The following is a 19,240-nucleotide window of genomic DNA, read 5'->3' as shown; positions in this document are numbered from 1 at the left end:
TACTTAAAGCAGTGTATCGTATTTAAAAAAAGATATTTGGATACAATAATTTATGTATAGGTATTAAAACATTAAAATTTAATACTTGACTACAATGGAAAATAGAGTTAGAATTGAAATATACCCCACAGAGGTATATAAATGATTCTTATGGAGGGATAATATATGATAAGAGAAATCGGAGGATCAAATTTTATACAAGAAGTAATAAATTCAGAATCAGCAGTATTGGTAGATTTCTGGGCTCCATGGTGTGGACCATGCAGAATGTTAGGCCCTGTAATAGAAGAAATAGCAGAAGATATGGGAGATAAAGTTAAATTTTTCAAAATTAATGTAGATGAAAATCCTGAAATAGCACAAAAGTATAGAATAGCAAGCATACCAAACGTTATGGTATTTAAAAATGGAGAAGTCGTAGAAAATATGGTTGGATTTAGACCAAAACAAGACTTTGTAAGTGCTCTTGCAAAACACGTTTAAATGTAGGACCGACAATGCATAATAAGCTATTGTCGGCTTTACTTATTTAGGAGGTAAAAAATGAGTGAAAGATATGATGTAGCAATTGTTGGAAGTGGACCAGCAGGCCTTGAAGCTGCTTTAAATTGCAAAATTAGAAATAAAAATATAATAGTTTTTGGAAGTAAAAATCTTAGTCCTAAAATAATGAAAGCACCTAAAATAAACAATTATTTAGGATTTTATGATATAGCTGGTAAAGACCTAAAAGAACACTTTGAGAAGCATATTGATAATATGGGAGTAGAAATAGTAGAAGAGAGAATAGATTCTATTTATGCTATGGGAGAATATTTTGCACTAATGGTTAATCAAAAGATGTACGAAGCTAGATCAGTAATTTTAGCTACAGGTATTGAATATGGAAAGCCATTAAAGGGAGAAGCAGAATTCCTAGGTAAAGGGGTAGGATATTGTGCAACATGTGATGCCCCATTGTACAAGGAAAAAACAGTAACTATAATAGGGTATAATAAAGAGGCAGAAGAAGAGGCAAACTATGTTAGTGAGCTTGCTTCTAATGTATATTATGTTCCTATGTACAGGGGAGATTTAGAACTAAATTCTAATATACAAATTATAAATGATAAGCCTGTAGAAGTAATTGGTACAGATAGAGTAACACAACTAGTTTTAAAGGATAGAACATTAGATACAGATGGTATATTTGTTCTAAGAGACAGCATATCTCCTGGCCAGTTAGTTCCAGGGTTGGAAATCGAGGACAATCATATAAAAGTTGACAGGCATATGAGAACTAACATAAAAAGATGCTATGCAGCTGGAGATTGTACAGGAAAACCATATCAATATATGAAGGCTGCAGGTGAAGGTCAAGTAGCTGCATTAACTGCAGTTGATGAACTTTAAGTAAAAAAATCTTAGACTATATTGAAGCTTATTTTATATTTAAAACTTTAGTTATTATAGGAATATGTTGAAAAAAGAAGTGAGGCAGTTCTAAAATTAGAACTGCCTTAATTTTTTTTATAATATATGTGCACGCTTCTTTAGTTAAAAATATATTACTTTACTATGAAAAATACATGGTTACCTATTTCTTTAAGATTTTTTTTATTTATATTTTTCATCCAAGCGGATGTGGCTATCTTTGGATTATAAAAGAAAACAGCATTTCCTGTAGGGTCAGCACCCCTTAGAGCATCCATTACTGCCCTATAACAATTTTCATCTGGAGTTACATTGATTTTGCCGTCTCTAACACAAGAAAAGGCAGCTTTTTGTTTAATAACACCTTCAATACTATTAGGGAATTTTACATCTTTAAGTCTATTTAATATAACTGATGCTACAGCAACCTTTCCTTCGTAGGGTTCTGCGCAACTTTCTGCATAAACAATTTGGGCCATTAAGTGTATATCATCATTTGTTATATAAACATTTTTTCCTTTAGCATTAAAAACAGTGACAACTTGTGATTCTTCTTTATATAAATTTTTTGTTTCAGAATCACATATTATTTTAGCGTTGGCATAATAAAATGAACAAGTTAACATAGTAATTAAAGCCATTATGCTAACTAAGAATTTTTTCATTTTTACTATCCTCTCCTTTAAAATTTGTGGAGCATTGCTTAAAGTAGGCTATTGATATTGTTCCCATTCGTAAAAAAATAATTCAAAAAATAATTAAATTTAACAACAGCATAGTTACTGCAATGATATTTTGTCGTTAAATTCATTATATAACTTCATAAAATCTTTAAAGCCATCATCTGCAGCTTTAAGTTTATCTTTAGAAGATGAATACAACTTATCTAGAGAAGTATCTTTTTCTACTCCAGCAGTAGAAGTTAAGCTTTCAGTTTTAACGGCATATTTAAAACTTTGTATATATAAATCGTAATTATCTAAAACTTTAATAAAAGCCGAACATATAGATGAAGCATCCTTAGGTATACTAATATTTGATACATTTGATCTTATGTCTGCCATGACAGCTTCAGAAGATGTTATATCATTTAAAATGGTATCATATCCTTTGGTTTTAGATCTTGCATCTAAAACTTCTGGCATGTAATCTTTTTTTATTTCATTAAATTTACTTAGCATATCGTTTAGAGATTTTAAAAAATCATGATTTTGGCTAAGTGTAATTTTTTCATCTGCATTTAAGCGTATTTGTTTTTCAGCGTAGGATATAGTATTATCTATAAGTTCTATACTTTCTTTTGGCAAGGTTAGATGAATACCTTCTATAGATATAAGAGTATAGTAATTCATACAGTCATCTCTATATTTCTGTAGCTGGGTTATGTAATTTCCTAAGTTAGGACTTTTTGAATCTTTACATATTGTAAATATTTGCTTATATATTGATATATTACTTTCTAAGCCATCTAATATATTTTTATGATCTTTTTCATATTTATTTGTAACAACTAAATTTTTTAACTTAGATAAGGAAGTTTGGAGTGAAGTAATTGAGTCAGAGAGGTTATTTATAATTTTCTCTGTATCAATAGTTTCACCTTTTGTAAAGTTTGAGGAATTTTCATTTGTTTTAGTTATATTAGCTACCTCAACATTTACTTTATTTTTATAAGAAGAGTGAGATTTATTTATAAAAAAGTAATATGTTCCTGAAAAAACACCGATACCTACAATAAGAGCAGAAAAAATAATTGCTAATGTAATTAATTGTTTTCTATTTAGCTTTTTCAATTTACCAACTCCTTTGTAAATAAAATAATATATATATTATTTTAACATAGGTAGAATATTATTCTAGTATATCATAAAACTTGAATATTCATTATAGAGCGTTGTTAAATATTTTGTTAATTAAATAACCTTTGTATTATTATTAAAGTAACAATGGTGTATAATTATAATATATTGAGACCGTGAGGTGAGAAAAAGTGGAGTTTATCAATTTGGTAGTTAATACTCTTAAAAGTATTAACGGATATTCTATATTAGATATTATAGTTGTATCATTTATTTTTTATAAGTTTTATATGCTTATGCATGAAACAAGAGCAGAACAATTATTAAAAGGAATTTTGTTAATAATATTATTGATTCCTGTTAGTAGTTTATTACATTTAACTACTTTAAATTGGATACTTAATAAGACAATAACAATAGGAGTTCTTTCCTTTGTTATTATATTTCAACCGGAAATTAGAAAAGCTCTTGAACACATAGGAAGAAGTGCTTTTACAGATAAACATATATTAGAAGATGAAGAAATAATTGAAGAAGTTATAACTGAAGTAACTAATGCAGTAGAAAATTTATCAAAAAGTAGAACTGGAGCTCTAATTGTAATTGAGCAAACAACTGGTCTTGGAGATATAATTTCTACTGGAACAAAAATTGATGCGGAAATTTCTTCTGCGTTATTAGAAAACATATTTGTTGTAAATACACCTTTACATGATGGAGCTACTGTAATCAGAAATGATAGAATTGCAGCAGCAGGATGTTTTTTGCCTCTTACTAATAATCCAAATATAAGCAAACAATTAGGTACTAGGCATAGAGCTGCTATTGGTATTTCTGAGATTTCAGACTCTTTGGTTATAATTGTGTCAGAGGAAACAGGAGTTATCTCCCTTACGGTAAATGGTAATTTAACTAGATATTATACAAAAGATAGATTAAAGGATATCTTAATAAGAATTATTAAATACAGGCAAGTTAAAAAGATGACATATAGGGAGAAGGTGAAGTCATGGTTCAAAAGAGCAGACGACAATTAATCGTAAAAATATGTTGCATTATCGCTGCTTTTATTTTATGGCTATATACTTCAAATGATGATAATACAAACATAACATACAAGATTTCAAATATTCCAATTGAAATTGTAAATGAAGATTATCTAATACAATCAGGATTGACAATTGTACCCAATCAAAAATTTACAACTTCTTTAAAGGTAATGGGAAAGCCTTCAGAAGTTTATTCAGTTAGAGCAGAACAGTTTAAATTAACAGCTGATTTAAGTGTTTATGCCTTAAAAAAAGGAGAAAATAGAATACCTATTAATATAATTAGAAGACCTAACAATGATATTAATATTGTAAATGATGGCTCTATGTGGATCTCCATAAAAGTCGATAATTACACAGAAAAAAATGTACCTATACAAGTTAAAGTAAAAGGAAACTCAAAAAATGGATTTAATGATGGGGTACCAGTAGTAAAACCTGAAACTGCATTGATAAGTGGTGCAGAGCAATATGTAAATTCTGTAACTAAAGCTATAGCTGAAGTCGAACTTGACAATCCAGATAAAAATATTAATCTTACCGCACCTTTAAGAGCAGTTGATGAACAAGGAAGAGAGGTCCAGGAAGTAATAGTAAATCCAAAAGTAGTGGATGTAACTGTACCTATTCAAAAAGTAAAGGAAGTAGGGGTAAATGTAAAAACTACTGGGGATTTACCAAAGGATTTGATTTTAAGAAATATAAATCTTAGTAAGGAAAAAATTATTATAACAGGAGATCCAAAGGAACTATTAGCTATAAATAAGCTAGATACAGAACCTATAGATTTAAGCAAATTAAAAGATGAAAAATCTAAAATAAAAATAAAATTAGTATTACCTAAAAACATTAAATTGATAGATGGTACAGATACTATTGATGGTGAAATAAATTTGGATAGAGTTGTAGAGAAAAATCTAACACTAGATATTAAAGTAGTAAATTTACAAAATGCTTATTCGGCTGATTTAGATAAAAAAAGCGTATCTATTGTTGTATCAGGTGGTAAAACCGCTATAGGTAAGCTTACTAATGATGTAATAAAGTGTTATGTAAATCTAGAATCTCTTGTAAATGGGGATTATACAGTACCTATAAATATAGAACTTCCTCAAGGGATAAGTATAATATCACAAAATTATAAATTCGTTAAAGCAAGCATTAAAGAAAAAACTGGAGATAATGTAGGAGAAAAAACTCAAGATAGTAAAGAAACAAGCAACAAACCAAGTAACTGAATTTATTTAACTAGAGTTCACATGGAATAGAAAACTATGTGAACTTTAGTTTCACTTTAGATATTGGAGGATAATAATGGCAATTAGAGTAAACAATATAATATTAGATATAGATGAAGATATAAATTTACTGCGTAAAAAAGCTGCAAAAAGGCTAAAAGTTAATGATAAAGATATTAAAAGCTTTAGAATAGTTAAAGAGTCAATAGACGCGAGAAAAAGGAATAATATAAAATTTAACTATAGTGTTGAAGTAGAATGTGAAAATGAATTTAAAGTTGTTGAAAGAGCAAATAATAAGGATATAAAAATAGAAAAAGAAAGTATAACTGAAGAGTTTATATTCGGCAATAAAGTGATGAAAGAAAGACCTATAGTTATAGGAATGGGACCGGCAGGCATGTTTGCTGCACTTAAGCTAGCGAAGAATGGATATAAACCTATAGTCATAGAACGAGGAGAGAAGGTTGAAGATAGAACTAATGCAGTAGAAAAATTTTGGCAAACCGGCCAGCTAAATTTAAACTCTAATGTCCAATTTGGAGAAGGAGGAGCAGGAACCTTTTCTGATGGAAAACTTACAACAAGAATTAAGGACAATAGATGTAATTTTGTACTTAATGAATTTGTTAAGGCTGGAGCTCCAGAAGAAATACTGTACATGGGCAAACCACATATAGGTACAGATATACTTAAAGATGTAGTTAAAAACATAAGAGAAAAAATTAAGCAATTAGGTGGAGAAGTTAAATTTAATAGCAAATTAGAAGATATTAAGATAAAAGAAAATAAGCTTGTAGGTATAATTGTAAATGGGGAAGAGATTCCCTGTGAAACACTTATATTAGCACTAGGACATAGTGCTAGAGATACTTACGAAATGCTGTTTAAAAGAGGAATATTTATGACAACTAAACCTTTTGCCATAGGGGTTAGAATAGAACATTCTCAGAGATTTATTGATGAAAATCAATATGGTAAATATGCAGATCATCCAAAACTTAGAGCTGCAGATTATAGATTATCCTATACAAGCAATATAACAAATAGAGCAGTTTATAGTTTTTGTATGTGTCCAGGTGGAGATGTAGTAGCAGCAGCTTCAGAGGAAGGAAGACTTGTAACAAATGGAATGAGCTATCATGCTAGAAATAAAGATAATTCTAATTCAGCTATTGTTGTTACGGTTGGAGAAAATGACTTTTCAGGGAATATGCCACTTAAGAGTATGGAATTTCAAAGACAGTATGAAAGTCTTGCATATAATTTAGGTGGGGGAGGATATTCAGCTCCTATTCAGCTAGTAGGTGATTTTTTAAAGGATAAAGTATCGACTAAGCTAGGTAATATAAAGCCTACATATAGACCAGGATATCGTTTTGAAGACCTTAGAAAATGTCTTCCAAAAGGAGTAATAGATACTTTAAAAGAGGGGTTAATTCAGTTTGATAATAAGATACCAGGATTTGCATCAGAAGATGTAATTATGACAGGAATAGAAACAAGGACATCAGCTCCTGTTAAAATTGAAAGGAATGAAAAACTCCAAAGCATATCATTAGAAGGATTATACCCTTCAGGAGAAGGAGCTGGATTTGCAGGAGGAATTATGTCAGCTGCAGTTGATGGACTAAAATCTGCAGAAAGTATAATGAAAGAATACGCGCCGTTATAAAGAGGATTCTTTGCTTCAAATGGAGTATTACGGATGGTAGTCATCAGATAAAATCTTTAAATGCTAGTAGTAATTATAAAAATTTAACAAAATTTAATTATATTTTGTTAAATTTACCTACTAGTATTTAAAGATTTTTTTTGGTAAAATATAATAATGATTGTGTTAATAAATTAACAATCAGCGGGGGAGTATCAAATTTATCATAAATGAGCATATTTAGTAATAATAAGAAATACAGGAGGAGATATTTGTGATAAAAAGCTTTAAAGAAATTATAGAAAAGGCAAAAACAGAAGACACTAGAACAGTAGCAGTAGCAGTAGCTCAAGATGAGCCAGTTCTAGAGGCTATTAAGGACGCTAAGGACAATGATATAGCAAATGCTATACTTGTTGGAGACAAGGAAGAGATAATATCCATAGGTCTAAAAATAGGAATGGATATGAATGATTACGAAATCATTGATGAAAAAGATGACAAGAAAGCAGCACTAAAAGCTGTAGAACTAGTATCAACAGGAAAAGCTGATATGGTAATGAAAGGTCTAATTACTACAGCAAACTTTTTAAGAGCGGTCTTAAATAAAGAGGTAGGACTTAGAACTGGCAAATTGATGTCTCACGTTGCAGTATTTGAAAATTCAAAATTTGATAGGCTCATATTCCTAACTGATACAGCATTTAATATGTATCCAACTTTAAAAGACAAAATACAAATAGTGGAGAATGCGGTAAAGGTAGCACATGCAGTTGGAGTTGATATACCAAAAGTTGCTCCAGTTTGCGCAGTAGAAGTAGTAAATCCAGATATGCCTGCAACACTTGATGCTGCAAACCTATCAAAGATGAGTGATAGAGGGCAAATTAAGGGATGCGTTATTGATGGACCTCTAGCTCTTGATAATGCTATATCTGAAGAAGCATGCAAACATAAGGGAGTAACAGGACCTGTAGCAGGGAAAGCAGACATACTTTTAATGCCAAATATTGAAGCGGGAAATATAATGTACAAGACTTTAACATATGCAACAGATTCAAAGAATGGTGGAATTTTAGTAGGAACATCAGCACCAGTAATTTTAACTTCTAGAGCTGATTCTCATGAAGCTAAAATGTATTCTATAGCTCTAGCAGGACTTATTTCAAATCATAATAAGTAAAAAAGTTTGAGATTAAAGAATAAGCAAGGCATAGAGACTATAAAATAATCAAAAAATTAACAAACTTACAACATATAAATAAAAGTTTATAGGCTAAACACATAGGGAGGAACTATAATGGGATACAAATTATTAATTATTAATCCAGGATCCACTTCAACTAAAATTGGAGTTTATGATGATGAAAATCAAATATTAGAAGAAACATTAAGACATTCTTCAGAGGAAATAGAAAAATATGAACATATTTATGATCAATTTGAATTTAGAAAACAAGTCATTTTAAATGTTTTAAAAGAAAAGAATTTTGATATAAATACATTGGATGCAGTAGTAGGTAGAGGTGGACTTTTAAGACCTATAGAAGGCGGAACTTATGCCGTTAACGAAAAAATGCTTGAAGATTTAAAATCAGGTGTTCAAGGACAACATGCTTCAAACTTAGGCGGAATAATTGCCAATGAAATTGCAAAATCATTAAATATACCTGCATTTATTGTAGATCCTGTTGTAGTGGATGAGTTAGATGAAGTTGCTAGAGTATCAGGAATACCTGAAATTGAAAGAAAGAGTATTTTCCATGCTTTAAATCAAAAAGCAGTAGCAAAGAGATATGCTAAAGAAAATAATATAAAATACGAAGATTTAAGCTTAATAGTAACTCATATGGGTGGAGGAGTATCAGTAGGTGCTCATAAAAATGGAAGAATTATAGACGTTAACAATGCATTAGATGGAGAAGGACCATTCTCACCAGAAAGAAGCGGTGGAGTTCCTATTGGTGATTTAGTTAAGATGGCTCATTCTAACGATTATACTTTAGAAGAACTAAAGAAAAAGATTAACGGAAAAGGTGGAGCAGTAGCATACCTTGGAACAAATGACTTTAGAGAAGTAGAGGCTATGGTAGAAAAAGGTGATGAAAATGCTACATTAATATTTAATGCTTTTGTATATCAGGTTGCAAAAGAAATTGGAAAGTGTGCCCCTGTGCTTTGTGGTAAAGTAGATTCAATAATTCTTACAGGTGGAATAGCATATAGCAAGAAAGTTGTAAAGGGATTAGAAGAAAAAATATCATTTATTGCACCAATAACTGTTTATCCAGGAGAGGATGAATTATTAGCTCTAGCACAAGGTGCAATAAGAGTTTTAAATGGTGAAGAAGAAGCAAAAGAATATTAAAAGAAATAAAAAATAGATAAAAAACAAAGGTGATATAAAATTACCTTTGTTTTTTTATTTATTAAATTTAGATTATATAACAATATTAAATTTTGATTATATATAGCTAATAAGATATAATATATTTAAATTATTGCAAGATTATTAAGAATTTTTAAAAAATTATATTATATAAAAGGGTAAGGTGATAAAATGAGCAGAATAAGGATATTTACAGGACATTTCGGCAGTGGGAAGACAGAAATAGCCATAAATTATGCTTTGAACCTGGCCAAAGATGGTAAGAAGGTTGCAATAGTAGATATAGATATAGTTAATCCATACTTTTGTGTGAGAGGCATTAAGGATTTTCTTGAAGCTAATGGAGTTAAGGTAATAAGTTCACAATCTAACTATGTTAATGCTGAGCTTATGGTAGTTCCTGCAGAGGTTAACTCAGTGTTTAATGATAAGAGCTATGAAGTGGTAATAGATGTAGGTGGAGACGAAGCAGGGGCAGTGGTTCTTGGACAATATAATAGATATTTTAAAGAGGAACCATATGAAATGTACTTTGTTATAAATAATAATAGGCCTCTTACATCGGATATAAAAAGCACAGAAGAGTATATAAGATCTATAGAAGGAGCTTCTAGACTAAAAGTTACTCATTTAATATCAAATACAAACTTAGGTAATGAAACAGAAATAGAGGATATTTTATATGGAGATGAATTAGTAAAAAAATTATCTGAGTATTTGAAAATTTCATATAAATATACAGTTTGCAGAAAGGATTTAGTAGAAAAACTGAATTTTAAATTAGGAGGAGAAATATATCCCATTGACATTTTTATGAAAAAGCCATGGGAATACTAAAATATTAAAATACATTTAAAAAGGGGGAGTATTTATGGCAAAAGTCACTTTTAGAGAAGACAGATGTAAAGGGTGTGGACTTTGTATAGGTGCATGTCCGATGAAAATTATATCTTTTTCAGACAAGCTGAATGTAAGAGGGTATCATCCGGCAGTAGTTACAGAAGACAAAATGAGCAAATGTATTGGATGCGCTTCCTGCGGGAAAATGTGTCCAGATTGTGTTATTACAGTGGAAAAATAGGGGGGGAAATCAATGAGTAAAAAGGTTTTAATGAAAGGAAACGAAGCCATTGGGGAGGCTGCCATTAAGTCAAACTGTCAATGCTTTTTTGGTTATCCGATAACACCTCAAACAGAGGTAGCGGCTTATTTATCTAGAAAAATGCCTAAAATTGGAAGAACATTTTTACAGGCAGAAAGTGAAATAGCAGCTATTAATATGGTATATGGGTGTGCTGGAACTGGTACAAGGTGCATGACATCATCTTCGAGTCCAGGAATTAGCTTAAAAGCAGAAGGAATTTCATATATTGCAGGAGCTGAATTACCCTGTGTGATCATAAATATAGTAAGGGGTGGCCCAGGACTTGGTAGTATACAACCTGCACAATCAGACTATTTTCAAGCAACAAAAGGTGGAGCTCATGGAGATTTTCATATGCCAGTTTACGCTCCAGCCTCTATTCAAGAGATGGTTGATTTGATACAGGAAGCTTTTGATGTAGCAGATATATATAGAACTCCGTGCATGATAATGGGAGATGGTATGTTAGGACAGATGATGGAACCTGTTGAATTTAAAGAAAGAGTACAAAGAGAGCTTCCAAGTAAAGATGATTGGAAAGCTGATGGCCTTAGAGGAAGAAAGAAACATAATGTAATAAATTCATTATACTTACAACCAGAACTCCTTGAAAAACATAATGAACATCTTTCAAAAAAATATAAAGAAATTAAAAATAATGAAATAAAATATGAGTTATATAAGTGTGACAGAGAAAATGATTTAATATTCGTGGCATATGGAACCACTTCGAGAATATGTAAGAATGTTATAAAGCTTGCAGAAGATGAAGGTATAAAACTTGGCTTGTTAAGACCAATAACATTGTGGCCTTTCCCAGATGAAGCCTTTGAAAAGACAATTGATCATACAAGATATGGATACCTAAGTGTAGAAATGAGTTGTGGTCAAATGGTAGAGGATGTAAGATTAGCTGTTGAAGGAAGGAAGAAGGTTTCTTTCTATGGCAGGGCTGGTGGAATGGTACCTCATCCAGAGGATATTTTAACTAAAGTTAAAGAACTTATAGGGGGTGTAAAATAATGAATGTGATATTTAAACGCCCAGAGGCTTTACTAGATATTCCTACACATTATTGTCCGGGATGTACCCATGGAATTATTCATAGATTAGTAGCAGAGACTATAGATGAACTTGGAATTTTAGATAAAACCATAGGAGTTGCTCCTGTTGGATGTGCAGTTCTTGCTTATGATTATTTTGCTTGCGATATGTTTGAGGCTGCTCATGGAAGAGCTCCTGCTGTTGCTACTGGTATAAAAAGGGCCAAACCAGATTCAACAGTTTTTACTTATCAAGGGGATGGAGATTTAGCAGCTATCGGAACTGCTGAAATTGTACATGCGGCTACAAGAGGAGAAAATATAACAACTATATTTGTAAACAACTGTATATATGGAATGACAGGTGGACAAATGGCGCCTACTACACTTCCAGGTCAAGTAACTGAAACGTCTCCTTATGGAAGAGATGTAAAAACAGCAGGACATCCTATACGAGTAGCTGAGATGCTGGCAACTTTAACTGGTGCCTGCTATGTAGAGAGGGTTTCTGTAGATTCTGTTCCAAACATTATAAAGGCTAAGAAAGCTATAAAAAAGGCATTTGAGAATCAAATTCAAGGAAAAGGATTTTCTCTTGTAGAAGTGCTGTCTATTTGTCCAACTAACTGGGGACTTTCACCTAAAGAATCTTTGGAATGGCTTTCTAATAATATGATACCTTATTATCCTCTAGGTGTTAAAAAAGACAGCACAAAGGAGGTGGAGTAGTATGGTATCTGAAGAGATAATATTTGCAGGTTTTGGTGGTCAAGGAATTTTGTCTATGGCGAAATTTTTAGCCTATGCTGGAATGGATAGTGATATGAATGTATCTTGGCTTCCCTCTTATGGTCCTGAAATGAGAGGAGGTACTTGCAACTGTTCAGTAATTATATCAGAGGACCTGGTAGGTTCTCCAATAATCACAAATCCGTCTACTGTAATAGTTATGAATAGACCTTCTTTAGAGAAATTTGAACCATTACTAATGAAAAATGGGCTATTGATAATGGATAGTGATCTAATAGATAAGCTACCTATTAGAGAAGATATTAATATAATTAGTATACCAGCTCAAAGTGAAGCAGAGAAAATAGGTAATAAAAAGATAGCTAACATGGTGCTTTTAGGAGCATTAGTAAAGAAAACTAAAATAGTAACAATAGATGCTATATTATCTTCACTTAAAGATCATGGTAAGGAGAGTTTCTTTGAAGTTAATAAAAAGGCTATTGAAATAGGGGCAGATTATATTAAGTAAAAGCAAGTTTTATGTTTATATACAAGTTATATGAAATTAATTTAGAAAAATAAAACCATAACAGGGCAAGATTCTGTCCTGTTATGGTTTTTATAATCAACAATTAGGAAATTAAGATTTTTAGACATTTAATAAGGTTTTATCAGAAAGTTTATTTACAACATTATCAATATTATCAGAAACTTTATTAATAGCTTCACCTTTACCAATAGATGGGTCATCTACTCCTTGAACTAGTATCTTTTCAAATCTACTTATACCCAAGAATTTAAATATATCGTGAAGATAATCTACACCATGATTGAATTTTCCATTAAAAATTTTTGGATAAACTCCGCCAGAAGATTGGATATAAACCATATCCCTTTCTTTATCATCCAAAAGTCCCATAACATCATCAGGAGTTATACTGATTACTTTATTATTAAGAATAATACAGTCTAAATACCTTTTAAGTCTGGAAGGGTAACTTACACTCCACATAGGTGCAGCAATTACATATGTATCTGCATTTAAAAATTGATCGCATAAAAAATTAATTCTATCTACGGACTTTTTATCCTGTTCTGATAGAGCACCGTATTGGGCACCTGAAACAGGCTCTGCCCTTCCTGAAAATATAACATGATTTATTTCAGGAATGTCCTCATTATAAAGGTCAAGTTCTTCTACAATGCAATCTGGATTTTTGGCAATAAAACGATTTACAAAATCCCTACCTACTGTCTTACTAGTGGACATCTCTTCTGGCTTTGAATTAACGGTAATATATAATAACCTTTTCAATGAAATCACCTCCAAATATACAATTATTATTAGCTTAATACTTTCACTTATTCAGAAAAGTATAAAATATAGCTTAATATAACAAGTTATTTAATATAAATATGAAACGTTATAAAATATAAATAAGGTTATGTTTCAATATAATTTAAGTAAGTTGGTATATAAATTTATTAAAATAGAATGGAGTAAAGATTATGATGATTTTAATTAAAAATGGAGAAATATATTCACCAGAATATATAGGTAAAAAGGATCTGTTGATATGTGGAAATAAAATAGAATATATAGGGGATAAAATTGAACTTTCAGGAAGTAATGTACCTATTAAAGTTATAGATGCATCAAACAGAATAGTTTTTCCAGGATTTATAGATTGTCATGTACATATCCTAGGGGGAGGAGGAGAAGGTGGATTTAGAACAAGAACTCCTGAAATAAATTTTAGAGATATAGTTAATGCTGGAGTTACAACAGTGGTTGGGTGTCTTGGAACTGATGGAGTAACGAGAAGTATGAAAAGTTTGCTAGCAAAGGCAAATGCTATTGAAGAAGAAGGAATAAGTACTTTCATATATACAGGTTCTTATAAAATACCTCCTAAACCACTAATGGCAAGTATTGAAGAGGATATAATACTTATAGATAAAATAATAGGGGTAGGAGAAGTGGCACTAGCTGACCACAGAGGTTCTCAACCTACTTTAGAAAAGATTGTAGAGCTTGCTTCAGATGCAAGAAGAGGGGGAATTCTTGCAGGAAAAGCAGGTATAATCAATATTCACATGGGAGATGGAAAAGATAAATTAAAGCACTTAATAGAAATTACAAAAAATACAGAAATACCAATAACTCAATTTTTGCCAACTCATATAAATAGAAATGAAGACTTATTTAAAGAAGGTATGGAATACGTAAAATTAGGAGGCAGAATAGATTTTACCACTAGCACTATTCCTAAGTTTATAGAGGAAGGAGAAGTTAAATGCAGTAAAGGGCTTAAAAGACTTTTAGATGAAGGTATAGATATTAAGAATGTTACTTTTTCTTCAGATGCTCAAGGAAGTCTTCCGCTATTTAATGACAAAGGAGAACACATTGGTAGTGGTATAGGAAAGATAAGTTCTTTATATGATGAAGTTAAGGACGCTATACTACAAGAAAATATAGAAATACAAACTGCTATTAAAGTAATAACATCCAATGTGGCTGATGCATTAAAGTTAAATAGGAAAGGAAGAATTAAATGCGGAAATGACGGGGATGTTGTTATAGTAAATAAGAATGATTTAAATATAATAGATGTAGTTGCTAATGGAATGATTTTATAGATAATAATTTAGTTGTAAATTAAATATATTGATTATATACTTAAATAAAATTAATAAAAATAAAAAATATATTAATATATTTAATTTTAGTATTGAAATTATTAATTTAATATCTTATAATAACAATATAACATATTAGGATAAATATGTTATAAGAGCATGTTTATATATGAAATAGGGGGAGAATGGGGTGGAATTTGAAAAAGAGATCAATTCAGAATTAAAGGTTAAGGGGAATCCAAGGTTAACATCTAATATCATTTTATTACTTCTAGGAAGATTAGTTTCCTTATTTGGCAGTCAAATATATAATTTTGCCATAGGGCTTTATGTTTTAAAGACAACTGGTTCTTCAGCAGCCTTTTCTATGACATTAGTTTTTGGTATGCTTCCAAGAATAATATTAGGCCCAGTGGCAGGAGTTATATCTGACAGGGTAGACAGAAAAAAGATAGTAGTTGCCATGGATATATTAAGTGGAGTAGTCATTTTGGCGCTTGCAGCAGTGGCATCAATAAATGGACTTAAGGTATCGTATATCTATATAGCCAACTTACTTTTAAACACATGCAATACATTCTTCGATATTCCTATGGGAGCTTCTATACCTAATATAGTAGATGATAAAAGTCTGGTTAAGGTAAATTCACTAAATCAAGCAGTATCATCTATGGCACAAATTGGCGGTCCTTTTTTAGGAGGAATAATTTTTGCACTTGTAGATATAAAATTATTTTTGGTAGTTAACGCTATTTCTTTTGTATTGTCTGGTATATCAGAAATGTTTATTGATTTTAATCTAAATAAAGTTGAAAAGGAAGATAAAAATAGAGAGAAAGATAAAGTTATTAAAGGTTTTTCAGAGGAATTTAAAGAGGGATTTACATTTTTAAAAGGAAGAAAGGTACTATCAATTATATTTGGATTTTCAATTTTTCTAAATTTTTTCTTAGCATTAGGGGTAACGGTGCCTTTTCCTTATATAGTTAATAACATTATAAACTTATCGCCTAGAAAATTTGGAATATTGGAAGCAATGATTCCACTGGGAATGATGATAGGCTCAATTATACTATCAATGCTTCCAGAAAAAGAGAAAAAATATAAATCCTTAGTTATAGGAATTATGTTCATAAGTGTTATATGCATATCTATAGCTCTACCTGTTTTACCTAGATTTGTGGAACTTAGCAAGTCTGTACACTTTATATACTATATTGTCTTTTTACTTATAGGGGGAATTTCAATTGTATATGTTAATATACCTATATTTGTAATTATGCAAAGAGAAACTCCTGATAATATAAGAGGAAGAATATTTGGACTCTTACAGACAATAGCTATGGGGATAAATCCAATTGGACTAATATTATCAGGACTTCTTATAGAAAAAATTCCTGTATATATATTACCAGTGGCATCAGGAATTATAATGATATTTATAACTTTATTAATGGCTTCAAATAAAGAAATAAAAACAATATAAGGCTATGTTTTAAAGATTATTGATGACCTTTAATATCTAAAATAATTCTAAATAAGAAAAAAGGGGTGAATATATGGGATATAAAATGTTAAGTAAATGTCCAGTGTGTAATTCAAGTTTAAAAATAACAAAGCTTAAGTGTAATAGGTGTGGGACAATTATAGAAAATGAATTTGAGCTATCTAAATTTGCATACCTAAGTAATGAACAATTGGAATTTGCAGAAGTGTTTTTGAAATGCAGAGGAAGTATTAAAGATGTTGAAAAAGAGATGGGGATATCCTATCCAACTGTAAGGGCAAAGCTTGATGATGTAATTGTAGCATTAGGATATTCTCTAAACAAAAAGCCTAAAGTAAGCAACAAGGAAGTATTAGATATGTTAGAAAAAGGAGAAATCTCTCCAGAAGAAGCTTTAAAGGTGCTAAAGGATGGAGAATTTCCAGAGTAGGTTTAAATTAATATAGGGGGTAATTTAAATGAAAGAAGATATATCAAGAATTTTAAAAATGGTAGAAGAGGGAAAAATCGATGCTGATAAGGCAACAGAACTTATATCTGCAATAAAAGAAAAAGAGAATGAGAGTTTAGATACTATAATACTAGATAAAAAAACAAATCAAGAAAAAATGCTAAAGATAAAAGTTAGGTCTGTAAAAGGTGACAATGTAGATGTAAAACTGCCTATTAAATTTGTTAAAGCAATGCTTAATGTGGGTAGCAAGATACCTGGCATGAGTATGAAAGGGGAAAATGGCTACGAAATAGACATGAATATTATATCAAGTGCAATTGATAATGACATAAATGGAAAAATAGTAGATGTAAAAAGCGCTAATGGAGATATAGTAGAAGTAGTTATTGAGTAAGGTGAAAAAATGAGAGTGCATATAAAAACCAGTGGAAAATTTAGATGTATAATACCAGCACCCTTATGGGTGCTAAGCCTTGCTTTTAAAGTCATGGCTAGACATGGGATTAAAAAATATATGCCTAATGGTGAAATGAGATATTTGGATGCTATAGATTTTGAAGAGCTGAATAGAGCTATAAAAGTTTTGAATAAATATAAAGGCATGGAGATAGTTAATGTCAATGCTTCTGATGGAACAAAAGTGAAGATAATATTGTAATACAGGTAAATTTACTCATATTGTTATAATGATAAATATGTAATATAATTAGAAGGAATGTGTATAAAAACATGTGTAAAGAGAGGTAACAAAATGAGTAGATTGTTTGGAACAGATGGAGTAAGAGGAATTGCTAATGAAGAGCTAACAGTTGAACTTGCATATAAACTAGGAAGAGCTGGAGCATTTGTGCTAACTGAAGGAACTCATAAACCTAAAATATTAGTTGGAATGGATACAAGAATATCAGGAGACATGTTAGAATCTGCACTAGTTTCAGGTATTTTATCAGTTGGAGCAGAAGCAATTTGTGCAGGCGTTGTGCCAACACCAGCTATAGCTTACCTTACAAGAAAGTATAATGCAGATGCAGGTGTTGTGATTTCAGCTTCCCATAATCCAGTAGAATATAATGGAATCAAGTTCTTTAATGGAAATGGTTATAAATTAAGCGATGAATTAGAAGATAGAATACAAAATATAATTGAAAATAATTTTGAAGGGGTACCATCCCCTACAGGAGCTAATTTAGGAAGAAAAATTATAAGTGAATCTGCATTAGATGACTACAGAGAATTTGCAAAGTCAACTATAGATGTAGATTTAAAAGGTCTTAAAATAGCTCTTGATTGTGCAAATGGAGCATCTTATGAAGCGGCAGTAGAAGCCTTTGAAGAATTAGGTGCTGAAGTTCATGTAATAAACAACAAGCCAAATGGAATAAATATAAATGAAAAATGTGGTTCAACTCATCCACAAGGCTTAATAGATTATGTTATAAGTGAAAAATGTGACCTTGGGCTTGCTTTTGATGGAGATGCAGATAGATGTCTTGCAGTAGATGAAAAAGGCAGACTTATAGATGGTGATTTTATAATGGCCATTTGTGGAAAGAACTTAAAGGAACAAGGTAAACTTAAAGATAATATGGTAGTTGTAACTGTCATGAGTAATTTAGGACTTGATTTAGCCTTCAACAAAGAGAAAATATCCACTATAAAAACTAAAGTTGGAGATAGATATGTCCTTGAAGAAATGGTTAAGGGCGGATATAAGCTTGGTGGAGAGCAATCAGGTCACATAATATTTTTAGATTATAACACTACTGGGGATGGTCTTGTTACAGGACTTCAAATAGCCTCTGTAGTGAAAAAGACTGGCAAAAGCCTATCAGAATTAGCATCAATGATGACTAAACTTCCACAAGTTTTAGTTAATGCAAAGGTACCTAATGATATGAAAGATATTCATGAAAAAGATGAAGAAATAGCTGCAGAAATAAGAAAAATAGAAGAAAGACTAAACGGCTCTGGAAGAGTTTTAATAAGACCTTCAGGAACAGAACCTTTAGTTAGAGTTATGCTAGAAGGTGAAGATCAAGCAGAACTAGATGAAATAGCACATTCACTTGCAAAAAAAATCGAAGAAAAAGCAAATTAATAATAAGGATAATACGGAATTATAAAATAAAGTACCTAAATTTAGGGTGCTTTATTTTATTTTGAGATAAAATGTAT

At 30.9% G+C, this 19,240-nt stretch carries 21 protein-coding genes; 18 read left to right on the top strand and 3 right to left on the bottom strand.

The window, feature by feature from the left end:
• Positions 1-165 precede the first annotated feature (165 nt).
• The gene (gene trxA / locus ACWW38_RS07775) at positions 166-483 is read left to right on the top strand and encodes a thioredoxin (RefSeq protein ID WP_456260216.1); all 318 of its coding nucleotides are present in this window, start codon (positions 166-168) and stop codon (positions 481-483) included.
• 60 nt (positions 484-543) lie between these two features.
• The gene (locus tag ACWW38_RS07770; RefSeq protein ID WP_456260215.1) at positions 544-1,392 is read left to right on the top strand and encodes an NAD(P)/FAD-dependent oxidoreductase; all 849 of its coding nucleotides are present in this window, start codon (positions 544-546) and stop codon (positions 1,390-1,392) included.
• A 155-nt stretch (positions 1,393-1,547) separates the two neighbouring features.
• On the opposite strand, the gene ACWW38_RS07765 is transcribed toward ACWW38_RS07770, so the two are convergent.
• Positions 1,548-2,078 carry a cell wall hydrolase gene (locus ACWW38_RS07765; RefSeq protein WP_456260214.1) on the bottom strand — a complete coding sequence of 177 codons (531 nt, stop codon included), beginning with the start codon at positions 2,076-2,078 and terminating at the stop codon, positions 1,548-1,550.
• 114 nt (positions 2,079-2,192) lie between these two features.
• Positions 2,193-3,206, bottom strand: a complete 1,014-nt coding sequence (locus ACWW38_RS07760; RefSeq protein WP_456260213.1) for a hypothetical protein — start codon at positions 3,204-3,206, stop codon at positions 2,193-2,195.
• Between the two features lie 197 nt (positions 3,207-3,403).
• Here ACWW38_RS07760 and cdaA point away from each other — a divergent pair, with 197 nt between their 5' ends.
• The 10 genes from cdaA (at position 3,404) to ACWW38_RS07710 (ending at position 12,990) form a co-directional block, all read left to right on the top strand.
• Positions 3,404-4,249, top strand: coding sequence for a diadenylate cyclase CdaA (gene cdaA / locus ACWW38_RS07755; RefSeq protein WP_456260212.1), 846 nt, complete (start codon positions 3,404-3,406; stop codon positions 4,247-4,249).
• A complete protein-coding gene (locus ACWW38_RS07750) occupies positions 4,222-5,499 on the top strand; it encodes a CdaR family protein (protein ID WP_456260211.1) in 1,278 nt (425 codons plus the stop codon). Before cdaA ends, ACWW38_RS07750 begins: the two co-directional genes overlap by 28 nt.
• A 76-nt stretch (positions 5,500-5,575) precedes the next feature.
• Positions 5,576-7,174, top strand: coding sequence for an NAD(P)/FAD-dependent oxidoreductase (locus ACWW38_RS07745; RefSeq protein WP_456260210.1), 1,599 nt, complete (start codon positions 5,576-5,578; stop codon positions 7,172-7,174).
• 253 nt (positions 7,175-7,427) lie between these two features.
• Complete coding sequence (ptb, locus tag ACWW38_RS07740; RefSeq protein ID WP_456260209.1) at positions 7,428-8,336, top strand: phosphate butyryltransferase; 909 nt, start codon at positions 7,428-7,430, stop codon at positions 8,334-8,336.
• Positions 8,337-8,453: 117 nt separating this feature from the next.
• Positions 8,454-9,521, top strand: coding sequence for a butyrate kinase (gene buk, locus ACWW38_RS07735; protein ID WP_456260208.1), 1,068 nt, complete (start codon positions 8,454-8,456; stop codon positions 9,519-9,521).
• A 192-nt stretch (positions 9,522-9,713) separates the two neighbouring features.
• A complete protein-coding gene (locus ACWW38_RS07730) occupies positions 9,714-10,379 on the top strand; it encodes a nucleotide-binding protein (RefSeq protein WP_456260207.1) in 666 nt (221 codons plus the stop codon).
• A gap of 34 nt (positions 10,380-10,413) precedes the next feature.
• Complete coding sequence (locus tag ACWW38_RS07725) at positions 10,414-10,623, top strand: 4Fe-4S binding protein (protein WP_456260206.1); 210 nt, start codon at positions 10,414-10,416, stop codon at positions 10,621-10,623.
• A gap of 12 nt (positions 10,624-10,635) precedes the next feature.
• The gene (locus ACWW38_RS07720; protein ID WP_456260205.1) at positions 10,636-11,709 is read left to right on the top strand and encodes a 3-methyl-2-oxobutanoate dehydrogenase subunit VorB; all 1,074 of its coding nucleotides are present in this window, start codon (positions 10,636-10,638) and stop codon (positions 11,707-11,709) included.
• On the top strand, positions 11,709-12,458 hold the full coding sequence (locus ACWW38_RS07715) for a thiamine pyrophosphate-dependent enzyme (RefSeq protein ID WP_456260204.1): 750 nt from the start codon (positions 11,709-11,711) through the stop codon (positions 12,456-12,458). Before ACWW38_RS07720 ends, ACWW38_RS07715 begins: the two co-directional genes overlap by 1 nt.
• Position 12,459: 1 nt before the next feature.
• Positions 12,460-12,990, top strand: a complete 531-nt coding sequence (locus ACWW38_RS07710; RefSeq protein ID WP_456260203.1) for a 2-oxoacid:acceptor oxidoreductase family protein — start codon at positions 12,460-12,462, stop codon at positions 12,988-12,990.
• A gap of 120 nt (positions 12,991-13,110) precedes the next feature.
• Here ACWW38_RS07710 and ACWW38_RS07705 read toward each other — a convergent pair whose 3' ends face one another.
• Positions 13,111-13,776, bottom strand: a complete 666-nt coding sequence (locus ACWW38_RS07705; RefSeq protein WP_456260202.1) for an FMN-dependent NADH-azoreductase — start codon at positions 13,774-13,776, stop codon at positions 13,111-13,113.
• A 194-nt stretch (positions 13,777-13,970) separates the two neighbouring features.
• Between ACWW38_RS07705 and iadA the strand changes: the two genes are divergently transcribed.
• The 6 genes from iadA to glmM all read left to right on the top strand — a co-directional run bounded on the left by iadA (position 13,971) and on the right by glmM (position 19,163).
• Positions 13,971-15,104, top strand: a complete 1,134-nt coding sequence (iadA, locus tag ACWW38_RS07700; protein ID WP_456260201.1) for a beta-aspartyl-peptidase — start codon at positions 13,971-13,973, stop codon at positions 15,102-15,104.
• 190 nt (positions 15,105-15,294) lie between these two features.
• Entirely contained in the window at positions 15,295-16,590 is a 1,296-nt protein-coding gene (locus ACWW38_RS07695) for an MFS transporter (protein WP_456260200.1), read from the top strand.
• A gap of 73 nt (positions 16,591-16,663) precedes the next feature.
• Positions 16,664-17,041: a DUF2089 family protein gene (locus ACWW38_RS07690; protein WP_456260199.1), complete on the top strand. Its 378-nt coding sequence runs from the start codon at positions 16,664-16,666 to the stop codon at positions 17,039-17,041.
• A 28-nt stretch (positions 17,042-17,069) separates the two neighbouring features.
• Positions 17,070-17,459 carry an SHOCT-like domain-containing protein gene (locus tag ACWW38_RS07685; RefSeq protein WP_456260198.1) on the top strand — a complete coding sequence of 130 codons (390 nt, stop codon included), beginning with the start codon at positions 17,070-17,072 and terminating at the stop codon, positions 17,457-17,459.
• Between the two features lie 9 nt (positions 17,460-17,468).
• Complete coding sequence (locus tag ACWW38_RS07680; RefSeq protein ID WP_456260197.1) at positions 17,469-17,723, top strand: hypothetical protein; 255 nt, start codon at positions 17,469-17,471, stop codon at positions 17,721-17,723.
• Positions 17,724-17,816: 93 nt separating this feature from the next.
• Positions 17,817-19,163 carry a phosphoglucosamine mutase gene (glmM, locus tag ACWW38_RS07675; protein WP_456260196.1) on the top strand — a complete coding sequence of 449 codons (1,347 nt, stop codon included), beginning with the start codon at positions 17,817-17,819 and terminating at the stop codon, positions 19,161-19,163.
• Positions 19,164-19,240: the final 77 nt, after the last annotated feature.

This window comes from Clostridium sp. JNZ J1-5, assembly GCF_053901425.1.
The sequence above is the reverse complement of the archived record's forward strand: the minus strand, read 5'-3'. Positions and strand labels throughout refer to the sequence as shown.

Excerpts from the sequence above, each read along its gene's own strand:
- trxA (WP_456260216.1), top strand. The coding sequence starts at position 166 with ATGATAAGAGAAATCGGAGGATCAAATTTTATACAAGAAGTAATAAAT.
- ACWW38_RS07770 (WP_456260215.1), top strand. The coding sequence starts at position 544 with ATGAGTGAAAGATATGATGTAGCAATTGTTGGAAGTGGACCAGCAGGC.
- ACWW38_RS07765 (WP_456260214.1), bottom strand. The coding sequence starts at position 2,078 with ATGAAAAAATTCTTAGTTAGCATAATGGCTTTAATTACTATGTTAACT.
- ACWW38_RS07750 (WP_456260211.1), top strand. The coding sequence starts at position 4,222 with ATGGTTCAAAAGAGCAGACGACAATTAATCGTAAAAATATGTTGCATT.
- ACWW38_RS07745 (WP_456260210.1), top strand. The coding sequence starts at position 5,576 with ATGGCAATTAGAGTAAACAATATAATATTAGATATAGATGAAGATATA.
- buk (WP_456260208.1), top strand. The coding sequence starts at position 8,454 with ATGGGATACAAATTATTAATTATTAATCCAGGATCCACTTCAACTAAA.
- ACWW38_RS07730 (WP_456260207.1), top strand. The coding sequence starts at position 9,714 with ATGAGCAGAATAAGGATATTTACAGGACATTTCGGCAGTGGGAAGACA.
- ACWW38_RS07725 (WP_456260206.1), top strand. The coding sequence starts at position 10,414 with ATGGCAAAAGTCACTTTTAGAGAAGACAGATGTAAAGGGTGTGGACTT.
- ACWW38_RS07720 (WP_456260205.1), top strand. The coding sequence starts at position 10,636 with ATGAGTAAAAAGGTTTTAATGAAAGGAAACGAAGCCATTGGGGAGGCT.
- ACWW38_RS07715 (WP_456260204.1), top strand. The coding sequence starts at position 11,709 with ATGAATGTGATATTTAAACGCCCAGAGGCTTTACTAGATATTCCTACA.
- ACWW38_RS07710 (WP_456260203.1), top strand. The coding sequence starts at position 12,460 with ATGGTATCTGAAGAGATAATATTTGCAGGTTTTGGTGGTCAAGGAATT.
- iadA (WP_456260201.1), top strand. The coding sequence starts at position 13,971 with ATGATGATTTTAATTAAAAATGGAGAAATATATTCACCAGAATATATA.
- ACWW38_RS07690 (WP_456260199.1), top strand. The coding sequence starts at position 16,664 with ATGGGATATAAAATGTTAAGTAAATGTCCAGTGTGTAATTCAAGTTTA.
- ACWW38_RS07685 (WP_456260198.1), top strand. The coding sequence starts at position 17,070 with ATGAAAGAAGATATATCAAGAATTTTAAAAATGGTAGAAGAGGGAAAA.
- ACWW38_RS07680 (WP_456260197.1), top strand. The coding sequence starts at position 17,469 with ATGAGAGTGCATATAAAAACCAGTGGAAAATTTAGATGTATAATACCA.
- glmM (WP_456260196.1), top strand. The coding sequence starts at position 17,817 with ATGAGTAGATTGTTTGGAACAGATGGAGTAAGAGGAATTGCTAATGAA.